Source organism: Pseudomonas hormoni (assembly GCF_018502625.1).
Taxonomy (GTDB): Bacteria; Pseudomonadota; Gammaproteobacteria; order Pseudomonadales; family Pseudomonadaceae; genus Aquipseudomonas; species Aquipseudomonas hormoni.
The window spans coordinates 5,854,947-5,874,920 of sequence record NZ_CP075566.1; the positions used below are offsets into that span (position 1 = coordinate 5,854,947).

A 19,974-nucleotide genomic window follows, 5' to 3' on the forward strand; every position below is an offset into this window, starting at 1 on the left:
GACGCTCACCCACGCTGTCATAGACTCCGCTCATCCGTCAGGGAGTTACGGTTATGCGACGAGTTCGTGTGTGGGTTATCGGATTGACCTTTGTAACGTGTACCGCTCAGGCGCAAACGCCCGTAGCAGACGATCCGCTGTTGGACAGCAGCAGCGTCGGCAGCAGTAGTTCGGCAGCCAGCAGTGAGGCCCGTGGTGTGTTGCGGGCTCGGGATCAGGCGATGCTCGCCAGTGAGTTGTCCGGGCGGATTGTCGAGTTGCCGTTCAGTGAGGGCGAGTCGTTCAAGAAGGGCGATACGCTGGCGCGTTTCGATTGTTCGGCCTATCAGGCGCAGCTCAATGCGGCGCAGGCGGCCAGCCGTGGGGCCAATGAAGAGCTGGCTCACAACAGACAGCTAGCGGCATTGAATTCGGTCGGGCGGTTCGAAGTGGCGCGGGCCGAGGCCAGGCTCAGCGAGACGCAGGCGCAATCCCAGGTGTATCAGGTTCAGGTCAAACGCTGCAGCGTGGTGGCGCCGTTTGATGGTCAGGTCGTTGAACGCAAGGTTCAGCGTTATGAAAGCGTCGCCGCTGGTGCGCCGTTGCTGGATGTGGTCGACAACCGCACGCTGGAAATCCATTTGCTGGTGCCGTCGCGCTGGATGGGCAAACTCAAGCCCGGCCAGACCTTCAGTTTTGTCCCCGATGAAACCGGTAAGCCGCTGGATGCCACGGTCAAACGGCTGGGCGCGCGAATTGACGAAGGCAGCCAGACCTTGCTGTTGGTCGCGACGCTGCCCAGCGCCTCAGGTTTGTTGGCCGGCATGAGCGGCACGGCGCGTTTCGCGGAGCTTAAGTGAACGCCCCGGTAACTGGCGGCGTGGAACAGGTCTTCGCCCGTTTTCTTGATCTTGAACGCCAGACCCGCGCCGCGCGCAATCCGTCGCAACTGGCCTACAGCCTGGTCAATGACGCTCAGGCGCTGTTCGGTTTTCGCCATGCCGCGTTATTGATTGCCGGCAAGGTGCAGGCGGTGACGGGCGTCAGTGCCGTGGACCCGAATGCGCCGTTCGTGGCGTTCGTCGAGCAGGCGGTGGCGCAGTTGTTCAAGGGCGATGTGTTGAAAAAGGCGCGGGTGATTTCGCCCGATCTTCTCAGCGAATCGATCCAGGCGGACTGGCAAAGCCTGTCTCCTGCCCAGGTGTTCTGGTTGCCGCTGATCGATCATCAAGGTGAAGTGTTCGGCGGCCTGTGGCTGGCCCGGGATCTGCCGTGGAACCCGCCGGAGCAAGTGCTGCTGTCGCAACTCGGCGACACGTACAGCCATGCCTGGCTGGCGCTGCAGCCGCGCCAACCGTGGCGATTGCGCTGGACCCGAAAACGTCAGGTGGCACTGCTGGCCGTGCTGTTGCTCGGGCTGTTGATCCCGGTGCGCCAATCGGTGCTGGCGCCGGCGGAAGTGGTGCCATTGGGCGGCCGGGTCGTCGCAGCGCCGCTGGACGGGGTGATCGCCGAGTTCCTGGTCAAACCCAACCAGACGGTGAAAACCGGCGACCTGCTGCTGCGCTTTGAAAGCACCACGCTCAAGGCTCAGGCCGATGTGGCCGAACGTGCCCTGGGCGTGGCCGAAGCTGAATTGAAGGCCAATTCCCAGCGTTCGTTTGCCGATGCCGAGTCCAGTTCGAAAATTGATCTGCTGGCCGCGCGCGTCGAGCAAAAACGCGCCGAACGGGACTACGCCCGTGAGCTGCTCAAACGCAGCGAAGTGCGCGCCGAGCGCGACGGTATCGCCGTGTTCGCCGACGCCGAGCGCTGGACCGGGAAACCGGTGCAGACCGGCGAGCGGTTGATGGAAATTGCCGATCCGACCCAGGCCGAACTGCGCATCGAACTGGCCGTTGGCGACGCGATCTCTCTGGAGCCCGGCGCGCAAGTCGCGCTGTTCCTCGACAGCGATCCGTTGCAGCGGCATCTGGCCCGGCTCGAGCGCGCGGCGTACGAAGCGCAACCCACGGCCGGCGGCCAGTTGGCCTATCGACTCGATGCCAGTTTCGATCAGGCGCCACCGCGTATCGGCCTGCGCGGCACGGCGAAAGTCTTCGGTGATCGTGCGCCGCTGGCGCTCTACCTGCTGCGCAAACCCCTGGCCGGTTTGCGCCAGAGTGTGGGGCTGTAGATGAGCTTGCCGAGCCTGCGTGCGGACTTGCAGCTGACCCCCGCTTCACCGGCGCTGGACGGCTCGCCGCGCTGGACCCTGGCCGACCCGGTGCGCGGCCGCTATTTCAAACTCGGCGTGGCGGCGATGCGCTTGCTGCGCCATTGGTCCCTGGGTGATCCCGAGCAGGTCCTGCACGCCGCCAATCGCGAGCCGGGCTTGCCGTTGGGCGGCAGCGATCTGGAACAACTGCTGGGCTTTCTGCGTAGCCATGATCTGATCAGTGCCCTCGACCCGCAGCAGCGCGACAGTTACAGCCTGAAGGCCGCCGCCCAGCGTCAGTCGCTGTGGCAGATTCTGTTGCATCAGTACCTGTTTTTCCGGATCCCGCTCTGGCGACCGGATGCGTTTCTCAATCGAGCCTGGCCCTGGCTGGCGCGTTTCGGCCCGAGAGTGCTGCGCTTCGGGCTTCCGGCAACGCTGGGCCTCGGGGTGTTTCTGGTATCCCGGGACTGGCAGCGATTTATCGCGACCTTCCCTCATTTATTCAGCCTCGGTGGTGCACTGGCCTTCGGCGTGGCGTTGTTTTTTGCCAAGCTCTGCCACGAATTCGGCCACGCGTTCATGGCCAAGCGCGCGGGGTGTCGGGTGCAGAGCATGGGCGTGGCGTTCATGGTGATGTTGCCGATGTTTTACACCGACGTCAGCGATGCCTGGCGGGTCAACGATCGACGTGCCCGATTGCTGATCGGCGCCGGTGGCGTACTGGCCGAACTGCTGCTGGCGAGTATCGCCCTGCTGGCCTGGTCGCTGCTGCCCGACGGGCCGGCGCGCACGGCGGCGTTCATGCTCGCCAGCGCGACCTGGATGACCACGCTGGTGATCAACCTCAACCCGTTCATGCGTTTTGATGGCTATTTTCTGCTCAGCGATTTCTGGGAGGTGGACAACCTGCAGGGGCGCGCCTTTGCCCTGTGTCGCTGGCACCTGCGCGAAACCCTGTTCGGCTATGGCGAACCGGCTCCGGAGCCTTTGTCGCCGAGGATGCAGCGACGTCTGTTGGTGTGGGGCTACGGCTCATGGCTGTGGCGCGCGGTTCTGTTTTTCGGGATTGCGCTGGCGGTGTATCACTTGTTTTTCAAGCTGCTGGGCATCTTCCTGATGCTGGTTGAACTGGTGTGGTTCATCTTTCTGCCGATCGTGCGCGAATGGCGGGAGTGGTGGAGCCGCCGGGATCAGGCCCATGCACCGCGGGTGTTGTTGAGTACGTTGGGACTGCTCGCCTTCGTGCTGTTTCTGGCGCTGCCCTGGCGCAGTGCGGTGGAGTTGCCGTCGATGCTCGAGGCGGGACGGGTCAGTGCGTTACATGCGCCGGTGGCGGCGCGGGTCAAAGTGGTGAATGTGCACGATGGGCAAAAGGTCGCTCAGGGTGATGTGCTCATCGAACTGGAATCGCCGGACCTGGACTCGCGCCAGGCGATCGTGCGCCGCGAAATCCAGATCCAGCAATTGCAGATGCGTCGGCAGGCGAGTCGTAGCGAGACCGCGGCGGACGCGGGTATCGTCGAGCAGCGTCTGGCTGAAGCGGTGGCCGAATACCGCGGGTTGGCGGCCCAGCGAGAACGTTTGCTGCTGCGCGCACCCCATGCCGGTAGCGTGCGCGACCTGTTGCCGCAACTGGCCGTCGGCCGCTGGCTGGCGACCAAGGAGCCGCTGGCGCGGGTGGTGGAGGACGGCGTGCGGTTGCGTGGTTATCTGGCCGAGGCCGAGTTGTGGCGTGTGGCACCGGGCGCTCGCGGTCGGTTCATCGCCGATGACCCGATGCACCCGGCGATCGCTGTGCAACTGACTGAAGTCGACACCAACGGTGCGGCCTATGTCGATCAGGAAGCGCTGACGTCCGACCACCACGGGCCGATTGCCGTGCGCCGGGATCCGCAGCAACGGGCCGAGCCGGTGCAAGGGCAATATGGTGCGCGTATGAGCAGTCTCGATGAGGCGCCAACGCCTGTGCAACCGTTGCGCGGCGTGGTGGTGTTGCAAGGGCGCGGCGAGTCGGTGCTGGGCGTTGCGTGGCGGCGCATGGTAGCGCTGGGTGTCAGAGAAAGCGGTTTCTAGGGAGAGCAGCGATGACGAATACGGATTCCGTGGCGGCCGAGGGTTTGGTGGTGCGACCGTCGCGCACTGACGATGGACCTTTTCTACAGAGTCTCTATCAGTCGGCACGACCGGATCTGCAATGGATCGACGGTGAGCGAGAAGTCGTCGAACAGGTGGTGTCCCAACAATTCCAGGTACAGGAGCAAGGGCTGGGGGAGCACTTCCCCAATGCCATGCACTACGTGATCGAGAAGCTCGGCACGGCCATCGGCGCGTTGACCACCGATTTCGGCCCCAATGAAATTCGGGTGCTGTACCTGGCGTTCATCCCGCAGGCTCGCGGGCAGGGTTACGGTCGCGCGGTGCTGCAAGGCGTGCAGAAAGCCGCGCAGCAGATTCGTTGCCCGGTCGCCACGGTGGTCTGGGCCAACAATGCCCACGCACGCCAGCATTACCTGGCGCTGGGGTTTCAGGTTGAAGAGCGTAATCCGGCGGCGGAGCGGTTGGTGTGGTATCCGCAGACTTGAGCACAACGCAGAGCCAATGTGGGAGCGGCGGTGCGACGATTCGACTTGCTCGCGAATGCGGACTGACATTCAAAATTGATGTCGACTGAAACACCGCATTCGCGAGCAAGCCCGCTCCCACATTTTGATCCCGGTGAGTCAGTTGAATGCGATGTAGAAGTAACCCACGCCTGGATCGCGGCCCATGACGGGCACCCGGGAGACAAAAATATCCTCCACTTGGCCAAGTTCCGGTAACTCCAGCGCACACAACCCATCGATGAACTCCGTGGGTAGCAGGCTGTTGAACTCGACCAGGAACGGCATGCGCTCGCTGTTTGGCATCCGCGACCGGGGTGTTTCTTCAAGGCTGTCGATATGAATCGGCAACTCACTGCCATCCGGCAGCCGCAGCGTGACAGTCTTGCCCAGCAGCGTCTGAAAGTGTTGGCGTTGAACCTGTTGCAGCATGGCGTCACTCCCAAAAATGAAAGTGACCGGGGGATTTGAGTCCCCCGGCCGAACCTCAACCGCGCGAAGGGAACAGCCCTTCGAGGGCAATGCTGAAGTTGAGCACCAGGAACGGGTTCATGGTTTCCATGGGCAGGCCGTTGCCGGCGGAAGAAATTTCCCCGGTAACCGTCGTGGCCACCCCCTTGACCGGCACGGCCGTCGCACCTTGCTGATCGGAGTAGATGCTCGCCGAACCAGGTCCGCCGCCCGAGGCGCCGATGTACGAGTTGGTCGCGGTGGGATTGGTGACCGGGTTGCTCGCCGGGCTGGCGAGTTGCAGGGTGGTGGTGGCCGTCAGCCCGGAGAGGGCGTGGGTGTGATTGGGCAGGTTGGTGATGGTCGCGGTGACGTTCTCGGTCCCTGAGAATTCGCCGATGACCCGTGGGGTCAGGTTCAGCCCGTCACCCATGCAAACCGGCATTCGGCCTTGCAGGTTGGGCAGCATGAAATTGGTCGAGCCATTGCCGCCGAAGTTGACCCCCAGCAGCGCGAACAGTGCGTTGTATTGCTGGACGGAGAGCGTCTGGCCATTACACAACGCCCAGCCGCTGGGCGCGTAGTTAAAGGCGAAAGGCTGAATTGTGCCGATGAATACTTCCATAGTTCCTCATCCCTCAGGTTAGTTGTCTGGCGCGCCGCAAGGGTAGCCCGGACTTCCGGGCCCATCGTTGCGATCAGCCGACTCCATTCATTTCCCTGGCTGAGTCACGCCAAAGCAGAGCGTAGTTGATGCGTATCACGGCCGAATGTCGTTGGTCGCAAAGCCAGCATCGACGTCGATCGTGCGCCGTCCTACAGTGATCAACAGGTGTTGTGGTCGGGGCTCGTTTCAGGGGGGAAGCAATGGAGGCGCGCAGAGAAACACCGCTTGGCGGCACCCAGGAACCGCACGCAGCACCCGGCGTCTGGGCGATTGTTCAGCGCTGGTTGCGATGGGCGCGGGAGCATTGGCTGTTGCCGATCCTGGCGTTGGCGACGCTGGTGCGTTTCTACGACCTGACGGCGGCGGCCATCTGGGGCGACGAAGGGTCCAGCCTGCTGCTGAGCCAGTTTTCACTGACCGACATCTGGGTGCACGCCGGACGCGACGTGCATCCACCCCTGTATTTCCTGCTGCTGCATGGGTGGGTCGAGTTGTTCGGCGATGGCATTTTTTCGATCCGCAGCCTCAGCGCTTTACCCGGCATCGCCACGGTGTGGCTCGGCGTTTGGCTGATGGACTTGCTCGCCACTCGCCGTGCGGCGCTGCTGGCCGGTTTCCTGCTGGCACTGTTGCCCACGGCGGTGCGTTACAGCCAGGAAGTGCGCATGTATTCATTGCTGGGGATGTGGCTGATCGGCGCCACGATTGCCCTGGTCTACTGGATCAGAAGCCCCCATCGCACGCGATACCTGGTGGCGTATGCGCTGTTGATGACGGCTGCGTTCTACACCCATTACTTCACTGCCCTGTGCGTGCTCTGCCACTGGTTGTACCTGGGGTTGATCCGCGTACAACCGGGTTATCGCTTGCGGCATATTCAACGCCCCGGCTGGTGGCTGGCGAACGCGGCGATCGTGTTGTTGTACTTGCCGTGGGTGCCGAGCCTGATCGATCTGCTCCAGCACATGGATCAGCTCAAGGCCAATGGCGACGTGGGTTGGGAAACACCGGTCACGTTCGGCTCGTTACCTTCGATGCTCTGGTCGTTCCTGATCCAGGACGATGGCGAAAATCTGCCGACCCTGCTTTTCATCGCAATGCCGCTGGTGTTGGCGGTCATTGCTGGCGTGGGGGTGGCGCGGGACCGCAGTGTCTTTCGTGGCAGTGTCCTGCTGGTGATCTACACAGCGTTGCCGTTGCTGCTGGTGTTCGGGGTGTCGTTTATCACGCCGGTGTTTATCGAGCGCTACCTGACGGCCTATGCGCTGGGGCTGCCGATGATGGTCGCGCTGGCGGTGGATCGCCTGTATTCAGGCTTTCGGGTGCTGGCCGTGACGGTGCTGGTGCTGTTTGTCGGCGTTGAGCTGGTGGGCCTGAAGAACAACGCCACGGTGGACACCCAGGATCAGATCAACGTCATGGTCGATTACGTCAACCAGCACTTCGTGACCGGTGACCGGATCGTCACCAGCGATATGCTCTGGTACCTCAGTTACGTCTATTACAACCGCACCGACACCCAACCGTTGCTGTACACGCCGCCGTTGGCCAATGGTGTGTCGAGCCGGCCGAATGCCTATGGTTTCGGCACGTTGGTAACCCAGGACACTTACCTCGACAGCCTCGACAGTTTGCCCAAGGGCAGTGGTCGAGTCTGGCTGATCGGCACCGTCGATGCGCCGGACGAATTCGCGCCGTTGCCCGCCGGCTGGCAGCGCGTTGGCGAAACCCGTGCGGGCGGCGCCAACGCGCGCTTGTTCGTGCGGCCTTGAGGCTGTAACGAAAATTGCATTTCCCCGTTGGCTTAGCTTCGATTTGATATCAAAGCACCACTGCTCGTAAGGCCATTCATGGTCTACGCTCCGTCATACATAAAGGACTTATGACCAGGGTGAAGGGATTGCACAAATTCCATTTTATCTCCGGCTTGCCGCGTTCAGGCTCGACCCTGCTTTCTGCAATCCTTTTGCAGAACCCGCGTTTCCATGCCGGCATGACCAGCCCCGTTGGCGCGCTCTTTTCCGGTGTCCTGGAACAGTGCAGCGCCGGCAGCGAGTTCGGCGCGGTGATCGATACTCCCCTGCGCCGCCGTTTGCTTCGCGGTCTGTTCGATTCCTATTACGCCGACAAGGCCGACAAGCCGGTGGTGTTCGACACCAACCGCTTGTGGAGTTCGCGCCTGCCGGCGATCAGCGATCTGTTCCCGCAAGCCAAGGTCATTGCCTGTGTGCGCAATGTCGCTTGGGTCATGGACAGCATCGAACGTCTTTATCGCGCCAACCCGTTCGAAAACACCAAGCTGTTTGGCGATGCGGTCGAACGCAATACGGTCTACAGCCGCTGCGAAACCCTGGTCCAACGCAATCGCCTGGTCGGTTTCGCCTGGGCTGCGCTCAAGGAAGCCTATTACGGTGAGCACGCCGACTCGCTGCTGATCGTCGATTACGACCTGCTGACCCAGGCGCCTGACCGGGTGATGCGGCTGGTCTACGACTTCATTGGCGAACCCTGGTTCGAGCACGATTTCGACAACCTGGCCTACGACGCGCCGGAGTTCGATCAAGCCTTGGGTGTATCGGGCCTGCACAAGGTCAAACCCAAAGTCGAGTTGCAATCGCGGCGCACGATTCTGCCGCCGGATTTGTTCAAGCAGTACGCAGAATTGTCCTTCTGGCTCGATGGCTCCGCCAGCGCCGCCAATGTCATTCGTATGAAAGCCGATGCCGCGATCAGTTGATCGCGGCATTTTCGTTTACGCAGAAAGAACGTTCGAGTCCGGGTGAGCAACATGTGGTGGAGCAACGGCAAGTCGCGGGTTACCAATGGCGCACGAGCGCTGGCCTCTCCGATGATCATGTCCCTGGAGCCGCGCATGCTGTTCGACGGCGCGGTGGCGGCCACTGTTGCCGAAACCGTCCAGGCTGACAGCCACACCACGGCTGACGCGGCGAAGCCACCGGTCGCCGAGAAACCCGTCGCCAGTCAGGACACCCACGGCCAGGCCGATGCCACGCCTGCCGTGGCGCCCGTTGCCGTGCCGGGACAGAGCGTGGTGTTCGTCGATTCCCGGGTCAAGGATGCCGACAGCCTGCTCAAAGGTGTGGCGCCCGGCACTCAGGTGGTTCAACTCGACGCCACCAAGGACGGCTTGCAGCAGATAGCCGACTATCTGGACACCCATCAGGGCATCAGCTCGGTGCAGATCATCGCCCATGGCAACGCGGGCGATCTGTGGCTGGGGGACAGTTACCTGTCGGCCGACAACGTCGCGGCCCGCAGTGCGGTGCTGGCGGAAATCGGCAAGGACATGAACGTCGGTGGCGACATCATGATCTACGGCTGCTACACCGCCGAGGGTGAACGGGGTTTAAGTTTCGTCGATTCCCTGGCGCAACTGACCGGCCGTGATGTGGCGGCGTCCAGCAACCGCACCGGCGTGGGCGGCGACTGGGATCTGGAGATCGCTACCGGCAACATTGAAAGCGCCAACGTGCTGTCGAAAATGGCCATGAGCGACTATCAGTGGGGCCTGGCAACCTGGACGGCCAACAACAACGCCAACGCCGGCGTCGGCTCGTTGCGTGCCGCCATCGCGTCGGCGCAGAACGGCGATATCGTCACCTTCAACGCCAGCATGACGGTGCAGCTGACCTCTGAACTGCTGATCAACAAGAACATCACCGTTGATGGCGACTTGAACAATGACGGTGCGGCGGATGTGATTCTCGACGGTCAGTACAGGACCCGGGTGATTGAAGTCGCGGCGGGCAGAACCGTGACCCTGGATGGTCTGGTGATCACTCGTGGCCTGGTAACGGGCACGGGTGGCAACGGGGGCTATGGGGCCACGGGCTCGATGGCCGGGGGGATTTTCAACGCCGGGATTCTAACCCTGAAAAACGTGACCGTGACCTCCAACGCGGCCTCTGGTGGCGGTGGTGGCGGCGGTGTCACCGGGGCGTTTTACGGCGGAGCCGGTGGCGGTGGCGGCGGTCTGGGCGGCCAGAACGGCGGACATGGTGGCTCGGCAGGACCGGGCACCGGCACGTTGGGCGGCGGTCCGGGCAGTGCCAATGCCGGTGGCTACGGCGGCGGTTATGACGCGACCCACATGGGCGGTCGCGGCGGTACCAGCACGGGCGGTGCGGGTGGGGTGGGCGTTGCCTATTACAGCAACGGCGGTAACGGCGCGACCGCCAGCAATGGCACGATTTCCATTGGCGGCGGTGGTGGCGGCGCCGGTTGGGACAAGGTCGGTGGCGCGGGCGGTAACGCGGTGGGTGGGATCTACAACGCAAGCACCGGCACCATGACCATCGTTGGCACGTCGACCATTAGCAACAACATCGGCGCCGGTGGTGGCGGCGGCGGTGGGGGTGGCTATGGCAGCAACGCCTCCAACGGCGGCATCGGTGGCCGGGGCGTCGGTGCGATCTGGAACAAAGGCACGCTGCTGATCACAGCCGCCAACTTCGCGGCGCTGGCCGGTAACGCCGCCGGCAGTGGTGCCGGTGGCGCTGCGCTGGGCGGGGGGACAACGGGCTTATCGCCAACCGCCGTGGCGAGCATCTACAACGACGGCGGTGTACTCAACACCGCGTATTCACCGCCGCCGACCGCGACCATTGTGGTCGCCGATACCACACTGAGCATCGGCGAAACGAGCCTGGTGACGATCACCTTCTCCGAGGCCGTGACCGGTTTTACCAATGCGGACCTGACCCTCGCCAACGGCACCTTGAGTGCGGTGAGCAGCAGCGACGGCGGTATCACCTGGACGGCAACCTTCACGCCGACCGGCAGTATCTCCGATACCACCAACGTCATCACTCTGGACAACACCGGGGTGATCAACGGACTGGGCACTGCTGGCGTCGGTACCACCAATTCCAATAACTACGTCGTCGACACGGCACGGCCAACCGCCAGCATCGTATTTGCCGACACGGCCCTCAAGGTTGGCGAAACGTCGCTGGTGACCATCACCTTCAACGAAGCGGTCACCGGTCTCACCAATGCCGACCTGACGATTGCCAACGGCACGTTGACCTCGGTGAGCAGCGGCGATGGCGGCATTACCTGGACGGGGACCTTCACCCCGACTGCCAGCATTACGGACGCGACCAACCTGATCACCATGGACAACACCGGGGTCAGTGACCTGGCAGGCAACGCCGGTAGCGGCACCACCGATTCGAACAACTACGCCATCGATACCGTGCGGCCAACCGCGACCATCGTGGTAACAGACACGGCGCTGAAAATTGGCGAAACCTCGCTGGTGACCATCGCCTTCAGCGAAGCGGTCAGCGGATTCACCAACGCCGACCTGACCATCGCCAACGGCACGCTGACGGCGGTGAGCAGCAGCGACGGCGGCATCACCTGGACCGCCACGTTCACCCCGAACGCGAGCATCAACGACACGACCAACCTGATCACCCTGAACAACACCGGAGTGAGCGACCTGGCGGGCAACGCCGGGACCGGCACCACCGATTCCAACAACTATGTCATCGATACACTCCGTCCGACCGCGACAATCGTTGTCGCGGACACTGCGCTGAAAATCGGTGAGACGTCGCTGGTGACCATCACCTTCGCCGAGGCGGTGAGCGGTTTCACCAACGCAGACCTGACCATTGCCAACGGTACGCTGACGGCAGTGAGCAGCAGCGACGGCGGCATCACCTGGACGGCGACCTTTACCCCGACCGCCAGCATCAACGACACGACCAACCTGATTACCCTGGATAACACGGGGCTCAGTGACCTGGCGGGCAATGCCGGCAGCGGCACCACCAACTCCAACAACTACGCGATCGACACCGTGCGGCCAACGGCAACCATCGTCGTGGCCGATACAGCGTTGAGAATCGGCGAAACCTCGCTGGTGACCATCACCTTCAGTGAAGCGGTCAGCGGTTTCACCAACGCCGACCTGACCATCGCCAACGGTACGCTGACGGCGGTGAGCAGCAGCGACGGCGGCATCACCTGGACCGCGACCTTCACGCCGAGCGCCAGCATCAACGACACGACCAACCTGATCACCCTGGACAACACCGGCATCAGCGACCTGTCGGGCAACGCCGGCAGCGGCACAACCGATTCCAACAACTACGCCATCGACACCGTGCGGCCGACGGCCACAATTGTGCTGGCCGATACTTCGCTGACAGCGGGTGAAACGTCGCTGGTGACCATCACCTTCTCCGAGGCCGTGAGCGGTTTCACCAACGCCGACCTGACGATTGCCAACGGCACCTTGACGGCGGTGAGCAGCAGCGACGGCGGTATCACCTGGACCGCAACCTTCACGCCCACGTCGGGTGTGAATGACGCAACCAACGTCATCACCCTGGCCAATACCGGTGTGGCCGACCTCTCTGGCAACACGGGCAGCGGCACCACCAACTCCGGCAACTACACGATCGATACCGTGGCGCCGACGGCCACCATTGTCGTCGCCGACAACGCTTTGAAAATCGGCGAAACATCGCTGGTGACCATCACCTTCTCCGAGGCGGTGACCGGTTTCAGCAACGCCGACCTGACGATTGCCAACGGCACCTTGAGCGCGGTGAGCAGCAGCGACGGCGGCATTACCTGGACCGCCACGTTCACGCCGTCCGCCAGCACCACCGATGCGACCAACCTGATCATCCTGGATAACAGCGGCGTGCAATCGGCCAGCTCCGGCAACGTGGGCAGCGGCACCAGCAATTCAAACAACTACGCCATCGACACCGTGCGCCCGACGGCGACGGTCGTTGTCGCGGACACTGCGCTGAGAATCGGTGAAACCTCGCTGGTGACGATCACCTTCAGCGAAGCGGTCAGCGGTTTCACCAACGCGGACCTGACGATTGCCAACGGCACATTGACCGCGGTGAGCAGCAGCGATGGCGGCCTCACCTGGACCGCGACATTTACGCCGAGCGCCAGCATCAACGACACAACCAACCTGATCACCCTGGACAACACCGGCATCAACGACCTCTCGGGCAACGCCGGCAGTGGCACGACCGATTCCAACAACTACGCCATCGACACGGTCCGGCCTACCGCGACCATCGTCCTGGCAGACCCGACCCTGAGTGCCGGCGAAACCTCGCTGGTGACGATCACCTTCAGTGAAGCGGTCAGTGGTTTTACCAACGCGGACCTGACCATCGCCAACGGTACGCTGACGGCAGTGAGCAGCAGCGACGGCGGCATCACCTGGACCGCCACCTTCACGCCAACGGTGGGCGTGAATGACTCGAGCAACGTCATCACCCTGAACAATACCGGTGTGGCGGACCTCTCCGGGAACACGGGCAGCGGCACCACCAACTCCGGCAACTACACGATCGACACCGTGGCGCCGACGGCCACCATCGTCGTCGCCGACAACGCACTGAAAATTGGCGAAACGTCCATGGTCACCGTCACGTTCTCCGAGGCAGTGACCGGTTTCAGCAACGCCGACCTGACCATCGCCAACGGCACGCTGAGTGCGGTGAGCAGCAGCGATGGCGGCATCACCTGGACGGCGACCTTCACCCCGACCAGTGCCATCACCGACAGCAGCAACCTGATCACCCTGGACAACAGCGGTGTACAAAACGCCTCGGGCAACGCGGGTAGCGGCACCACCGACTCCAACAACTACACCATCGACACCGTGCGGCCAACGGCAACCATCGTGGTCGCGGATCCGGCGCTGGCGGTGGGTCAAACGTCGGTGGTGACCATCACCTTCAGCGAGGCGGTGACGGGATTCACCACCGCCGATCTGACGGTGAGCAATGGCACGCTGAGCAACCTCAGCACCAGCGATAACATCACCTACACCGCAACCCTGACGCCGACGGCGAGCATCACCGACTCGACCAACCTGATTACCCTGGACAACACCGGGGTGATCGATGGGGCCGGCAATACCGGCAGCGGCACGACCGATTCCAATAACTACGCCATCGACAGCCAACGCCCGACCGCTACGATCGTGGTCGCCGACAGCACCCTCAGCGCGGGCGAAACCTCGCTGGTGACCATCACCTTCAGCGAGGCGATGACCGGTTTCGACAACAGTGACCTGAGCATCCCCAACGGCACGTTGAGTGCGGTGAGCAGCAGTGACGGCGGTATCACCTGGACCGCCACCTTCACACCGACGGTCGGCATCAAGGACTCCAGCAACGTCGTCACCCTGAACAACACCGGGGTGACCGACGTTGCCGGTAACACGGGCAGCGGAATCACCAACTCGGCGAACTTTACGATCGACACTGTGCTGCCGACAGCCACCATCGTGGTCGCCGACACGGCGCTGAAAGCGGGTGAAACTTCACTGGTCACGATCACCTTCAGCGAAGCGGTGAGCGGCTTCTCCAACGCCGACCTGACGATCGCGAATGGCACGCTCAGCAACGTGTCGTCGAGCGATGGCGGCATCACCTGGACGGCGACGTTCACTCCGACGGCGAGCATCACCGACACCAGTAACCTGATCACACTGGACAACAGCGGTGTGCAAAATGCCTCGGGCAACGCCGGCACTGGCACCACCAACTCCAACAATTTCGCCATCGACACCGCGCTGCCGAGCGCCACCATCGTGGTTGCCGACAATCGCCTGGGCATCGGCGACACCACCACGGTGACCATCACCTTCAGCGAAGCGGTGAGCGGTTTCGACCTGTCGGACATCAGCGTCGCCAATGGCGCGCTGTCGAACCTGAACAGCAGCGACGGCGGCATCACCTGGACCGCGACCCTGACACCGACCGCCGGCATGAACGACGCGACCAACCTGATCGTGCTCGACACCGGTACCGTGCAGGACGCCGCCGGCAACGTCGGCGCGAGCATCGCCATTTCCAACAACTACGCACTGGACGCGACGCGGCCGACAGTGAGCATCGTGGTCGCCAACCCGAACATGAGCGCCGGGCAGAGCACGGTGGTGACGTTCACCTTCAGCGAAGCGGTGAGCAATTTCGACCTGTCGGATTTGAGCGTGACCAACGGAGATTTGACCGGCTTGAGCAGCAGCGACGGTGGCAAGACGTGGACCGCCACCTTCACGCCCACTGCCAATGTCAGCGACCCGAGCAACTTCATCGCCCTCGACACCAGCAACGTCACCGATCTGGCCGGTAACGCGGGTGACAGCGTGTCGGTTTCCAACAATTACGCGATAGGCATCGTGTCGGTGACACCGGACCCGCAATTTCTCAGCAGTGACCCGGTGACCGTGGCCGATCAACCCAACGTGCCGCTGCAACCGATCGTTTTCATCCCTCCCACCGGGGATCTCGGTTCACCGCTGACCTTTGCGCCGTTGTTCGAAGACCGGGTCATCGGCAACGGCATCCGGCCGCTGGGCGACATTTTCATGAACAACGGCGCGCTGGCGCAGAGCTTTATCGCGCAAGTGTTCACCAGTAGCGAGAGCGGCGGTGAAGGTGCAGGTCACGGCTTCCTCGGTTTCGGCGGCGGCGATGGCGGGGTGTTCAGCACCAGCACGTTGTCGAGTCTGTTCAATCAGGACGTCGGCAACGAGCGGGATTCGCTCAACTCATTCGGCAGTCATTCGATCAAGGCCAGTGATGTTTCCCAGGGCCTGCGCGGCGTGTTTGGCGCGCCCAGTCTCGTCCAGCAATTGCAGCAGCTCAAGGACACCGAGCAACTGCAGGTCAACGACCTGGCCGCTGCTTTGAAACAGGCCGGCATCAGCGAAATGCAGGCCTGACACAACAGTTAAAACGGTGCGACACCCAGGGGCAGTCAAGGATGAAGAGAAGTCAGAAGTTGTTCGTCGCGAGCCTGCTCGCGCTGGCAGTCAGTGGATGTGCAGTCAAAAGTGAACCGATCGAACGCAGCGTCAGCGAGCAGCGCGCCAAGAGCGATCTGCAAAGCATGTACAAGGGCCAGGAACCCCTCAGCGGTCCGTTGACCCTGCATCAGGCCATGGCCCGCGCGGTGAAATACAACCTTGAAGGCCGGCTCAAGATCATGGAAGAGGCCCTGGCCAAACGCCAGCTCGACCTTGCCAGTTTCGACATGTTGCCGCGCATGGCGCTGGACGCCGGTTACGTCGGCCGCAACAACGTCAGCGCCTCCAGCAGCCAGAGCGTGCGGACCGGCACCCAGTCGTTGGAGCCGTCGACCTCACAGGACCGCGACCGTGAAGTCGCCGACCTGACCATGGTCTGGAACGTGCTGGATTTTGGCGTCAGCTACATCAGTGCCAAGCAACAGGGCGACCAGCGACTGATCGTTCAGGAACGTCGGCGCAAAGTCATCAACACCATTGTTCAGGACGTGCGCTCGGCGTATTGGCGGGCCATGGCCGCCGAACGTTTGCTCAAGCAGATCGACAGCCTCATGGCTCGGGTCGAGACCGCTCGCGGCAACAGCCAGAGCATGAGCGAGCAGCGCATCGGCGATCCGATCCAGGCGTTGGGTTATCAACGTTCGCTGATCGAAGCCACACGCCAGTTGGAAGAACAACGCCGCGCGCTGTCGCTGGCAAAAACCGAACTGGCGACCCTGATCAACCTGCCGCTGGGCACCGAGTTGACGCTGGCGACTCAGGACGACTACGTCATCCCCGAACTCAAAGTCGACCTCGCCAGCCTCGAACAGGAAGCCCTGACCAGCCGCCCGGAGCTGCGTGAGCAGGATTACCAAAGCCGCATCAGTGCCGCCGAAACCCGCAAAGCCATGTTGCGCCTGCTGCCGGGGCTGGAGTTTTCCGCCGGCGGGCATTACGACAGCAACTCGTTCCTGGTGGAGCAGGGTTGGGCCGACTACGGCGTGAAGGTGACCTGGAACTTGTTCAGCGTGATCTCGGCGCCGGCGGCGATCAACGTCGCCAAGGCCGGTGAAGAAGTGGCCACGGCGCGTCGTCAGGCAATGTCGATTGCGGTGTTGGCGCAGCTCTATGTGGCCAACGCCAACTACCGCGAGGCCTTGCGGCAGTTTAAGACCAATCAGCAACTGTCGGACATTGACGGGCAGATTGTCGGCCAGCTGCGCAATCGCTATAAGGCGGCGGGGCTGGGCGAACTGGACTTGATTCAGGGCGAGTTGAACACCTTGCAGGCCGATTTGCGTCGCGACCTGTCGTACGCCGACCTGCGCAATGCCTACGGGCAGATATTCGCCAGTGCCGGGCTCGATCCGCTGCCGGATCAGGTGCAGTCCACCGAAGTCCAGTCCATCGCCACCGCCTTGGCCAATCGCGAAGCGGCGTGGGCGGCGGGCAACATCACGGTGCCGGTGTCTCATGTCCAGACTCAATAACCTTCAGGCGCCAACGGCGAGCATTAGCCGCGCACAACGGGAGGCCCGTAACGGCCATCGCGGCACGGCGATTCTGTTGACCGGTTTGCCGGCGGCGGGCAAGTCGACCCTGGCCCAGGCACTGCACGCACAATTGTTCGAACGCGGCGTGCAGAGCGTTGTGCTCGATGGTGATGGGCTGCGGGTCGGGCTCAACCGCGATCTGGGTTTTGCTGACAGCGATCGCCTGGAAAACATCCGCCGGGCCAGCGAACTGGCGGCGTTGCTGGTGGAAAATGGGCAGGTGGTGATTCTGGCGATGATCGCGCCGCTGCTGGAGTTGCGTGAACTGTTCGCCACGCGGTTGGGCGAAGATTATCGCGAGGTCTGGTGCAGCGCTTCCCTGGCGGTGTGTGAGCAGCGCGATCCAAAAGGTCATTACGCCCGGGCCCGTCGCGGTGATCTGCCAGGATTTACCGGGGTTTCGGCGCCTTATGAACCGCCGCCTGCCGCTGCGCTGATACTCGACACCGGGGTGCAGTCGGTCGAGGCCTGTCTCGACCGTTTGCTGACCTGGCTCGGCGAGTGTGCGGTGCTACCCAAGCCATGAACCGGTTTTTTTGTGGCGAGGGAGCTTGCTCCCGCTGGGCTGCGAAGCGGCCCTAAACAGGGGACTGCTACGCAGTCCAGCGGGAGCAAGCTCCCTCGCCACAGGTCATCACAGCTTCAAGATTTCTGCGACAGATCTGCCATGCCCTTGAGCAATTCGATCGGCAACGGAAAGACGATGGTCGAACTCTTGTCCCCGGCAATCGAGCTCAGGGTCTGCATGTAGCGCAGTTGCATGGCACCCGGCTGACGGCCGAGCATTTCGGCGGCTTGCATGAGCTTTTCCGAGGCCTGCAATTCACCTTCGGCGTGGATGACTTTGGCCCGGCGTTCCCGCTCGGCTTCAGCCTGTTTGGCGATGGCGCGGACCATTGATTCGTTGAGGTCCACGTGTTTGATCTCGACGTTGGCGACCTTGATGCCCCAGGCGTCGGTCTGGGCATCGAGCACTTGCTGGATGTCGATGTTCAACCGCTCACGTTCGGCCAGCAGCTCATCGAGTTCGTGTTTACCGAGCACTGCGCGCAAGGTGGTCTGGGCCAGCTGACTGGTGGCCATGAGAAAGTCTTCGACCTGGATAATGGCCTTCTGCGGATCGAGGACGCGGAAGTACAGCACCGCGTTGACCTTGACCGAGACGTTGTCGCGGGTGATCACGTCTTGCGGCGGCACGTCGAGCACCACGGTCCGCAAATCGACACGAACCATTTGCTGCACCACGGGAATCAGCAGGATCAGGCCGGGGCCTTTGACTTGCCAGAAACGGCCGAGCTGGAACACCACCCCGCGCTCGTATTCGCGCAGGATGCGAAAAGTCGATCCCGCCAGCGCAATGACCAACAGCAGCAGTGCGGCAAAACCCAGTTGCAGACCCATGGTTATTCTCCACCCGGCGCCGCGTCAGTCGCGGCCACTTGCAGCAGTAATCCCTTGCGTGCCACTACCCGGACCTGTTGCCCGGTTTCCAGTGGCGTGGCGCTGAGGACTTGCCACTTTTCTCCTTGCAGATGCACCCAGCCGTTGCAGGCATTGCCGGGCTGCAGCGACATCACCGGCGCCACGCTGCCCACAAGCCCGGCATCGCCACTGACGGTTTGGCGCGGTCGGGTTTTCAGGGCGTGGATCACCAGGAATATCAACAACAATGCACTGATCAGGCCCAGGCCGATCATCAGCGGGACTGGCACCTCGGTGTTACTCAGAATCACCGCGCCAATGACGAACATCACAATCCCACCCAACCCGATGACGCCGTAATTGGGTAGCGCGGCCTCGGCAATCAGAAAGGCGATGCCGAACGTGATCAACCAGATCCCCACGGGGTTGGGAATGAGCACGATGGTGTCCGCCGCGAACGCCGATCCGCTCAAGGCCAACAGCAACGCCACTGCACAGCAACGAGTGTTCACTTGACCCTCCTTGTAGGAGCGAGCCTGCTCGCGATGAGCCTGAGAGCACCGCTTTGATTCAGGTTGTCCGCGTTACCGTTAACGCCCATCGCTTAATTCAGTCTAGTCGAGCCGTGGGTTGTACGAATTTTGCTCAGTTGTCGACCATGTTCCAGTGGGCAGATTTCCCGCGCGGTGGCGTCAGCCGGCCTAGACTTTTGAGTGGTGAGAACAGGTTTATCCATCGTCCGCCAACGATATTGCGGACACCGAGGTGCATCATGCGTATGGCAAAAACCGTGCAGAGCAGCCTGGACAGGGCGCACTGCGAATTTGACATCGTTAGCCATCCACACTCGGCCAGCAGCCTTGAAACGGCGCGGGTCGCGGGCATTCCTGCCGAACGGGTGGCCAAGTCGGTGATCCTCGACGATCACCACGGTCATTACCTGATGGCCGTGCTGCCGGCGAGTCGTCACCTGGATCTGACTAAAGTGCGTAGCAGCGGCGAATGGCAAGTCACCCGGGAAAGCACCCTGGCGCATCTGTTCGAAGACTGCGAGCGCGGCGCGGTGCCAGCGTTGGGTGAGTCCTATGGCATGGACATGGTCATCGACCCCTTGCTGACCCGGCAGAAAGACATCTACCTGGAGGCCGGCAACCACAACAATCTGCTGCACATGACCGTGCCGGAGTATTTGAAACTGGTTCCGCGTGCGGAGGTGCGGGAGTTGAGCAATTGAGTTTTGCGGCGTTTGTTACACCGCTTTCGCGGGCAAGCCTTGCTCCTACATAAGACTGCGT

Annotated in this window: 14 protein-coding genes; 10 read left to right on the forward strand and 4 right to left on the reverse strand. The window is 62.4% G+C overall.

Annotated elements, in window-relative coordinates:
- The first annotated feature begins 53 nt into the window (after window positions 1-53).
- Genes KJF94_RS27265 through KJF94_RS27280 form a run of 4 tightly spaced genes read left to right on the forward strand, consistent with a single transcriptional unit; the run spans window position 54 to window position 4,761 of the window.
- Window positions 54-839: an efflux RND transporter periplasmic adaptor subunit gene (locus KJF94_RS27265; protein WP_214380099.1), complete on the forward strand. Its 786-nt coding sequence runs from the start codon at window positions 54-56 to the stop codon at window positions 837-839.
- Complete coding sequence (locus KJF94_RS27270) at window positions 836-2,155, forward strand: efflux RND transporter periplasmic adaptor subunit (protein WP_214380100.1); 1,320 nt, start codon at window positions 836-838, stop codon at window positions 2,153-2,155. The genes KJF94_RS27265 and KJF94_RS27270 overlap by 4 nt, the downstream gene beginning before the upstream one ends.
- Entirely contained in the window at window positions 2,156-4,252 is a 2,097-nt protein-coding gene (locus KJF94_RS27275; protein WP_214380101.1) for an efflux RND transporter periplasmic adaptor subunit, read from the forward strand. It begins immediately after the preceding gene.
- An 11-nt stretch (window positions 4,253-4,263) separates the two neighbouring features.
- On the forward strand, window positions 4,264-4,761 hold the full coding sequence (locus KJF94_RS27280; RefSeq protein WP_214380102.1) for a GNAT family N-acetyltransferase: 498 nt from the start codon (window positions 4,264-4,266) through the stop codon (window positions 4,759-4,761).
- A 138-nt stretch (window positions 4,762-4,899) separates the two neighbouring features.
- Here KJF94_RS27280 and KJF94_RS27285 read toward each other — a convergent pair whose 3' ends face one another.
- The gene (locus tag KJF94_RS27285; RefSeq protein WP_214380103.1) at window positions 4,900-5,211 is read right to left on the reverse strand and encodes a DUF6916 family protein; all 312 of its coding nucleotides are present in this window, start codon (window positions 5,209-5,211) and stop codon (window positions 4,900-4,902) included.
- Window positions 5,212-5,266: 55 nt separating this feature from the next.
- Window positions 5,267-5,854, reverse strand: a complete 588-nt coding sequence (locus tag KJF94_RS27290) for a phage tail protein (RefSeq protein ID WP_214380104.1) — start codon at window positions 5,852-5,854, stop codon at window positions 5,267-5,269.
- Window positions 5,855-6,096: 242 nt separating this feature from the next.
- Here KJF94_RS27290 and KJF94_RS27295 point away from each other — a divergent pair, with 242 nt between their 5' ends.
- From KJF94_RS27295 to cysC, 5 genes are all read left to right on the forward strand, one after another.
- A complete protein-coding gene (locus KJF94_RS27295; protein ID WP_214380105.1) occupies window positions 6,097-7,668 on the forward strand; it encodes a glycosyltransferase family 39 protein in 1,572 nt (523 codons plus the stop codon).
- A 119-nt stretch (window positions 7,669-7,787) separates the two neighbouring features.
- Window positions 7,788-8,633, forward strand: a complete 846-nt coding sequence (locus KJF94_RS27300; protein WP_250548325.1) for a sulfotransferase family protein — start codon at window positions 7,788-7,790, stop codon at window positions 8,631-8,633.
- 51 nt (window positions 8,634-8,684) lie between these two features.
- Window positions 8,685-15,638: an Ig-like domain-containing protein gene (locus KJF94_RS27305; protein WP_214380107.1), complete on the forward strand. Its 6,954-nt coding sequence runs from the start codon at window positions 8,685-8,687 to the stop codon at window positions 15,636-15,638.
- A 41-nt stretch (window positions 15,639-15,679) separates the two neighbouring features.
- Complete coding sequence (locus tag KJF94_RS27310; protein ID WP_214380108.1) at window positions 15,680-17,194, forward strand: TolC family protein; 1,515 nt, start codon at window positions 15,680-15,682, stop codon at window positions 17,192-17,194.
- A complete protein-coding gene (cysC, locus tag KJF94_RS27315; protein ID WP_214380109.1) occupies window positions 17,178-17,783 on the forward strand; it encodes an adenylyl-sulfate kinase in 606 nt (201 codons plus the stop codon). The genes KJF94_RS27310 and cysC overlap by 17 nt, the downstream gene beginning before the upstream one ends.
- Before the next feature lie 116 nt (window positions 17,784-17,899).
- On the opposite strand, the gene KJF94_RS27320 is transcribed toward cysC, so the two are convergent.
- Window positions 17,900-18,658 carry a slipin family protein gene (locus tag KJF94_RS27320; protein WP_084318361.1) on the reverse strand — a complete coding sequence of 253 codons (759 nt, stop codon included), beginning with the start codon at window positions 18,656-18,658 and terminating at the stop codon, window positions 17,900-17,902.
- Window positions 18,659-18,660: 2 nt separating this feature from the next.
- Window positions 18,661-19,191, reverse strand: a complete 531-nt coding sequence (locus KJF94_RS27325; RefSeq protein WP_214380110.1) for an NfeD family protein — start codon at window positions 19,189-19,191, stop codon at window positions 18,661-18,663.
- 260 nt (window positions 19,192-19,451) lie between these two features.
- On the opposite strand from KJF94_RS27325, the gene KJF94_RS27330 reads away from it, so the two are divergent.
- A complete protein-coding gene (locus tag KJF94_RS27330) occupies window positions 19,452-19,913 on the forward strand; it encodes an aminoacyl-tRNA deacylase (protein ID WP_214380111.1) in 462 nt (153 codons plus the stop codon).
- The last annotated feature ends 61 nt before the right edge of the window (window positions 19,914-19,974 follow it).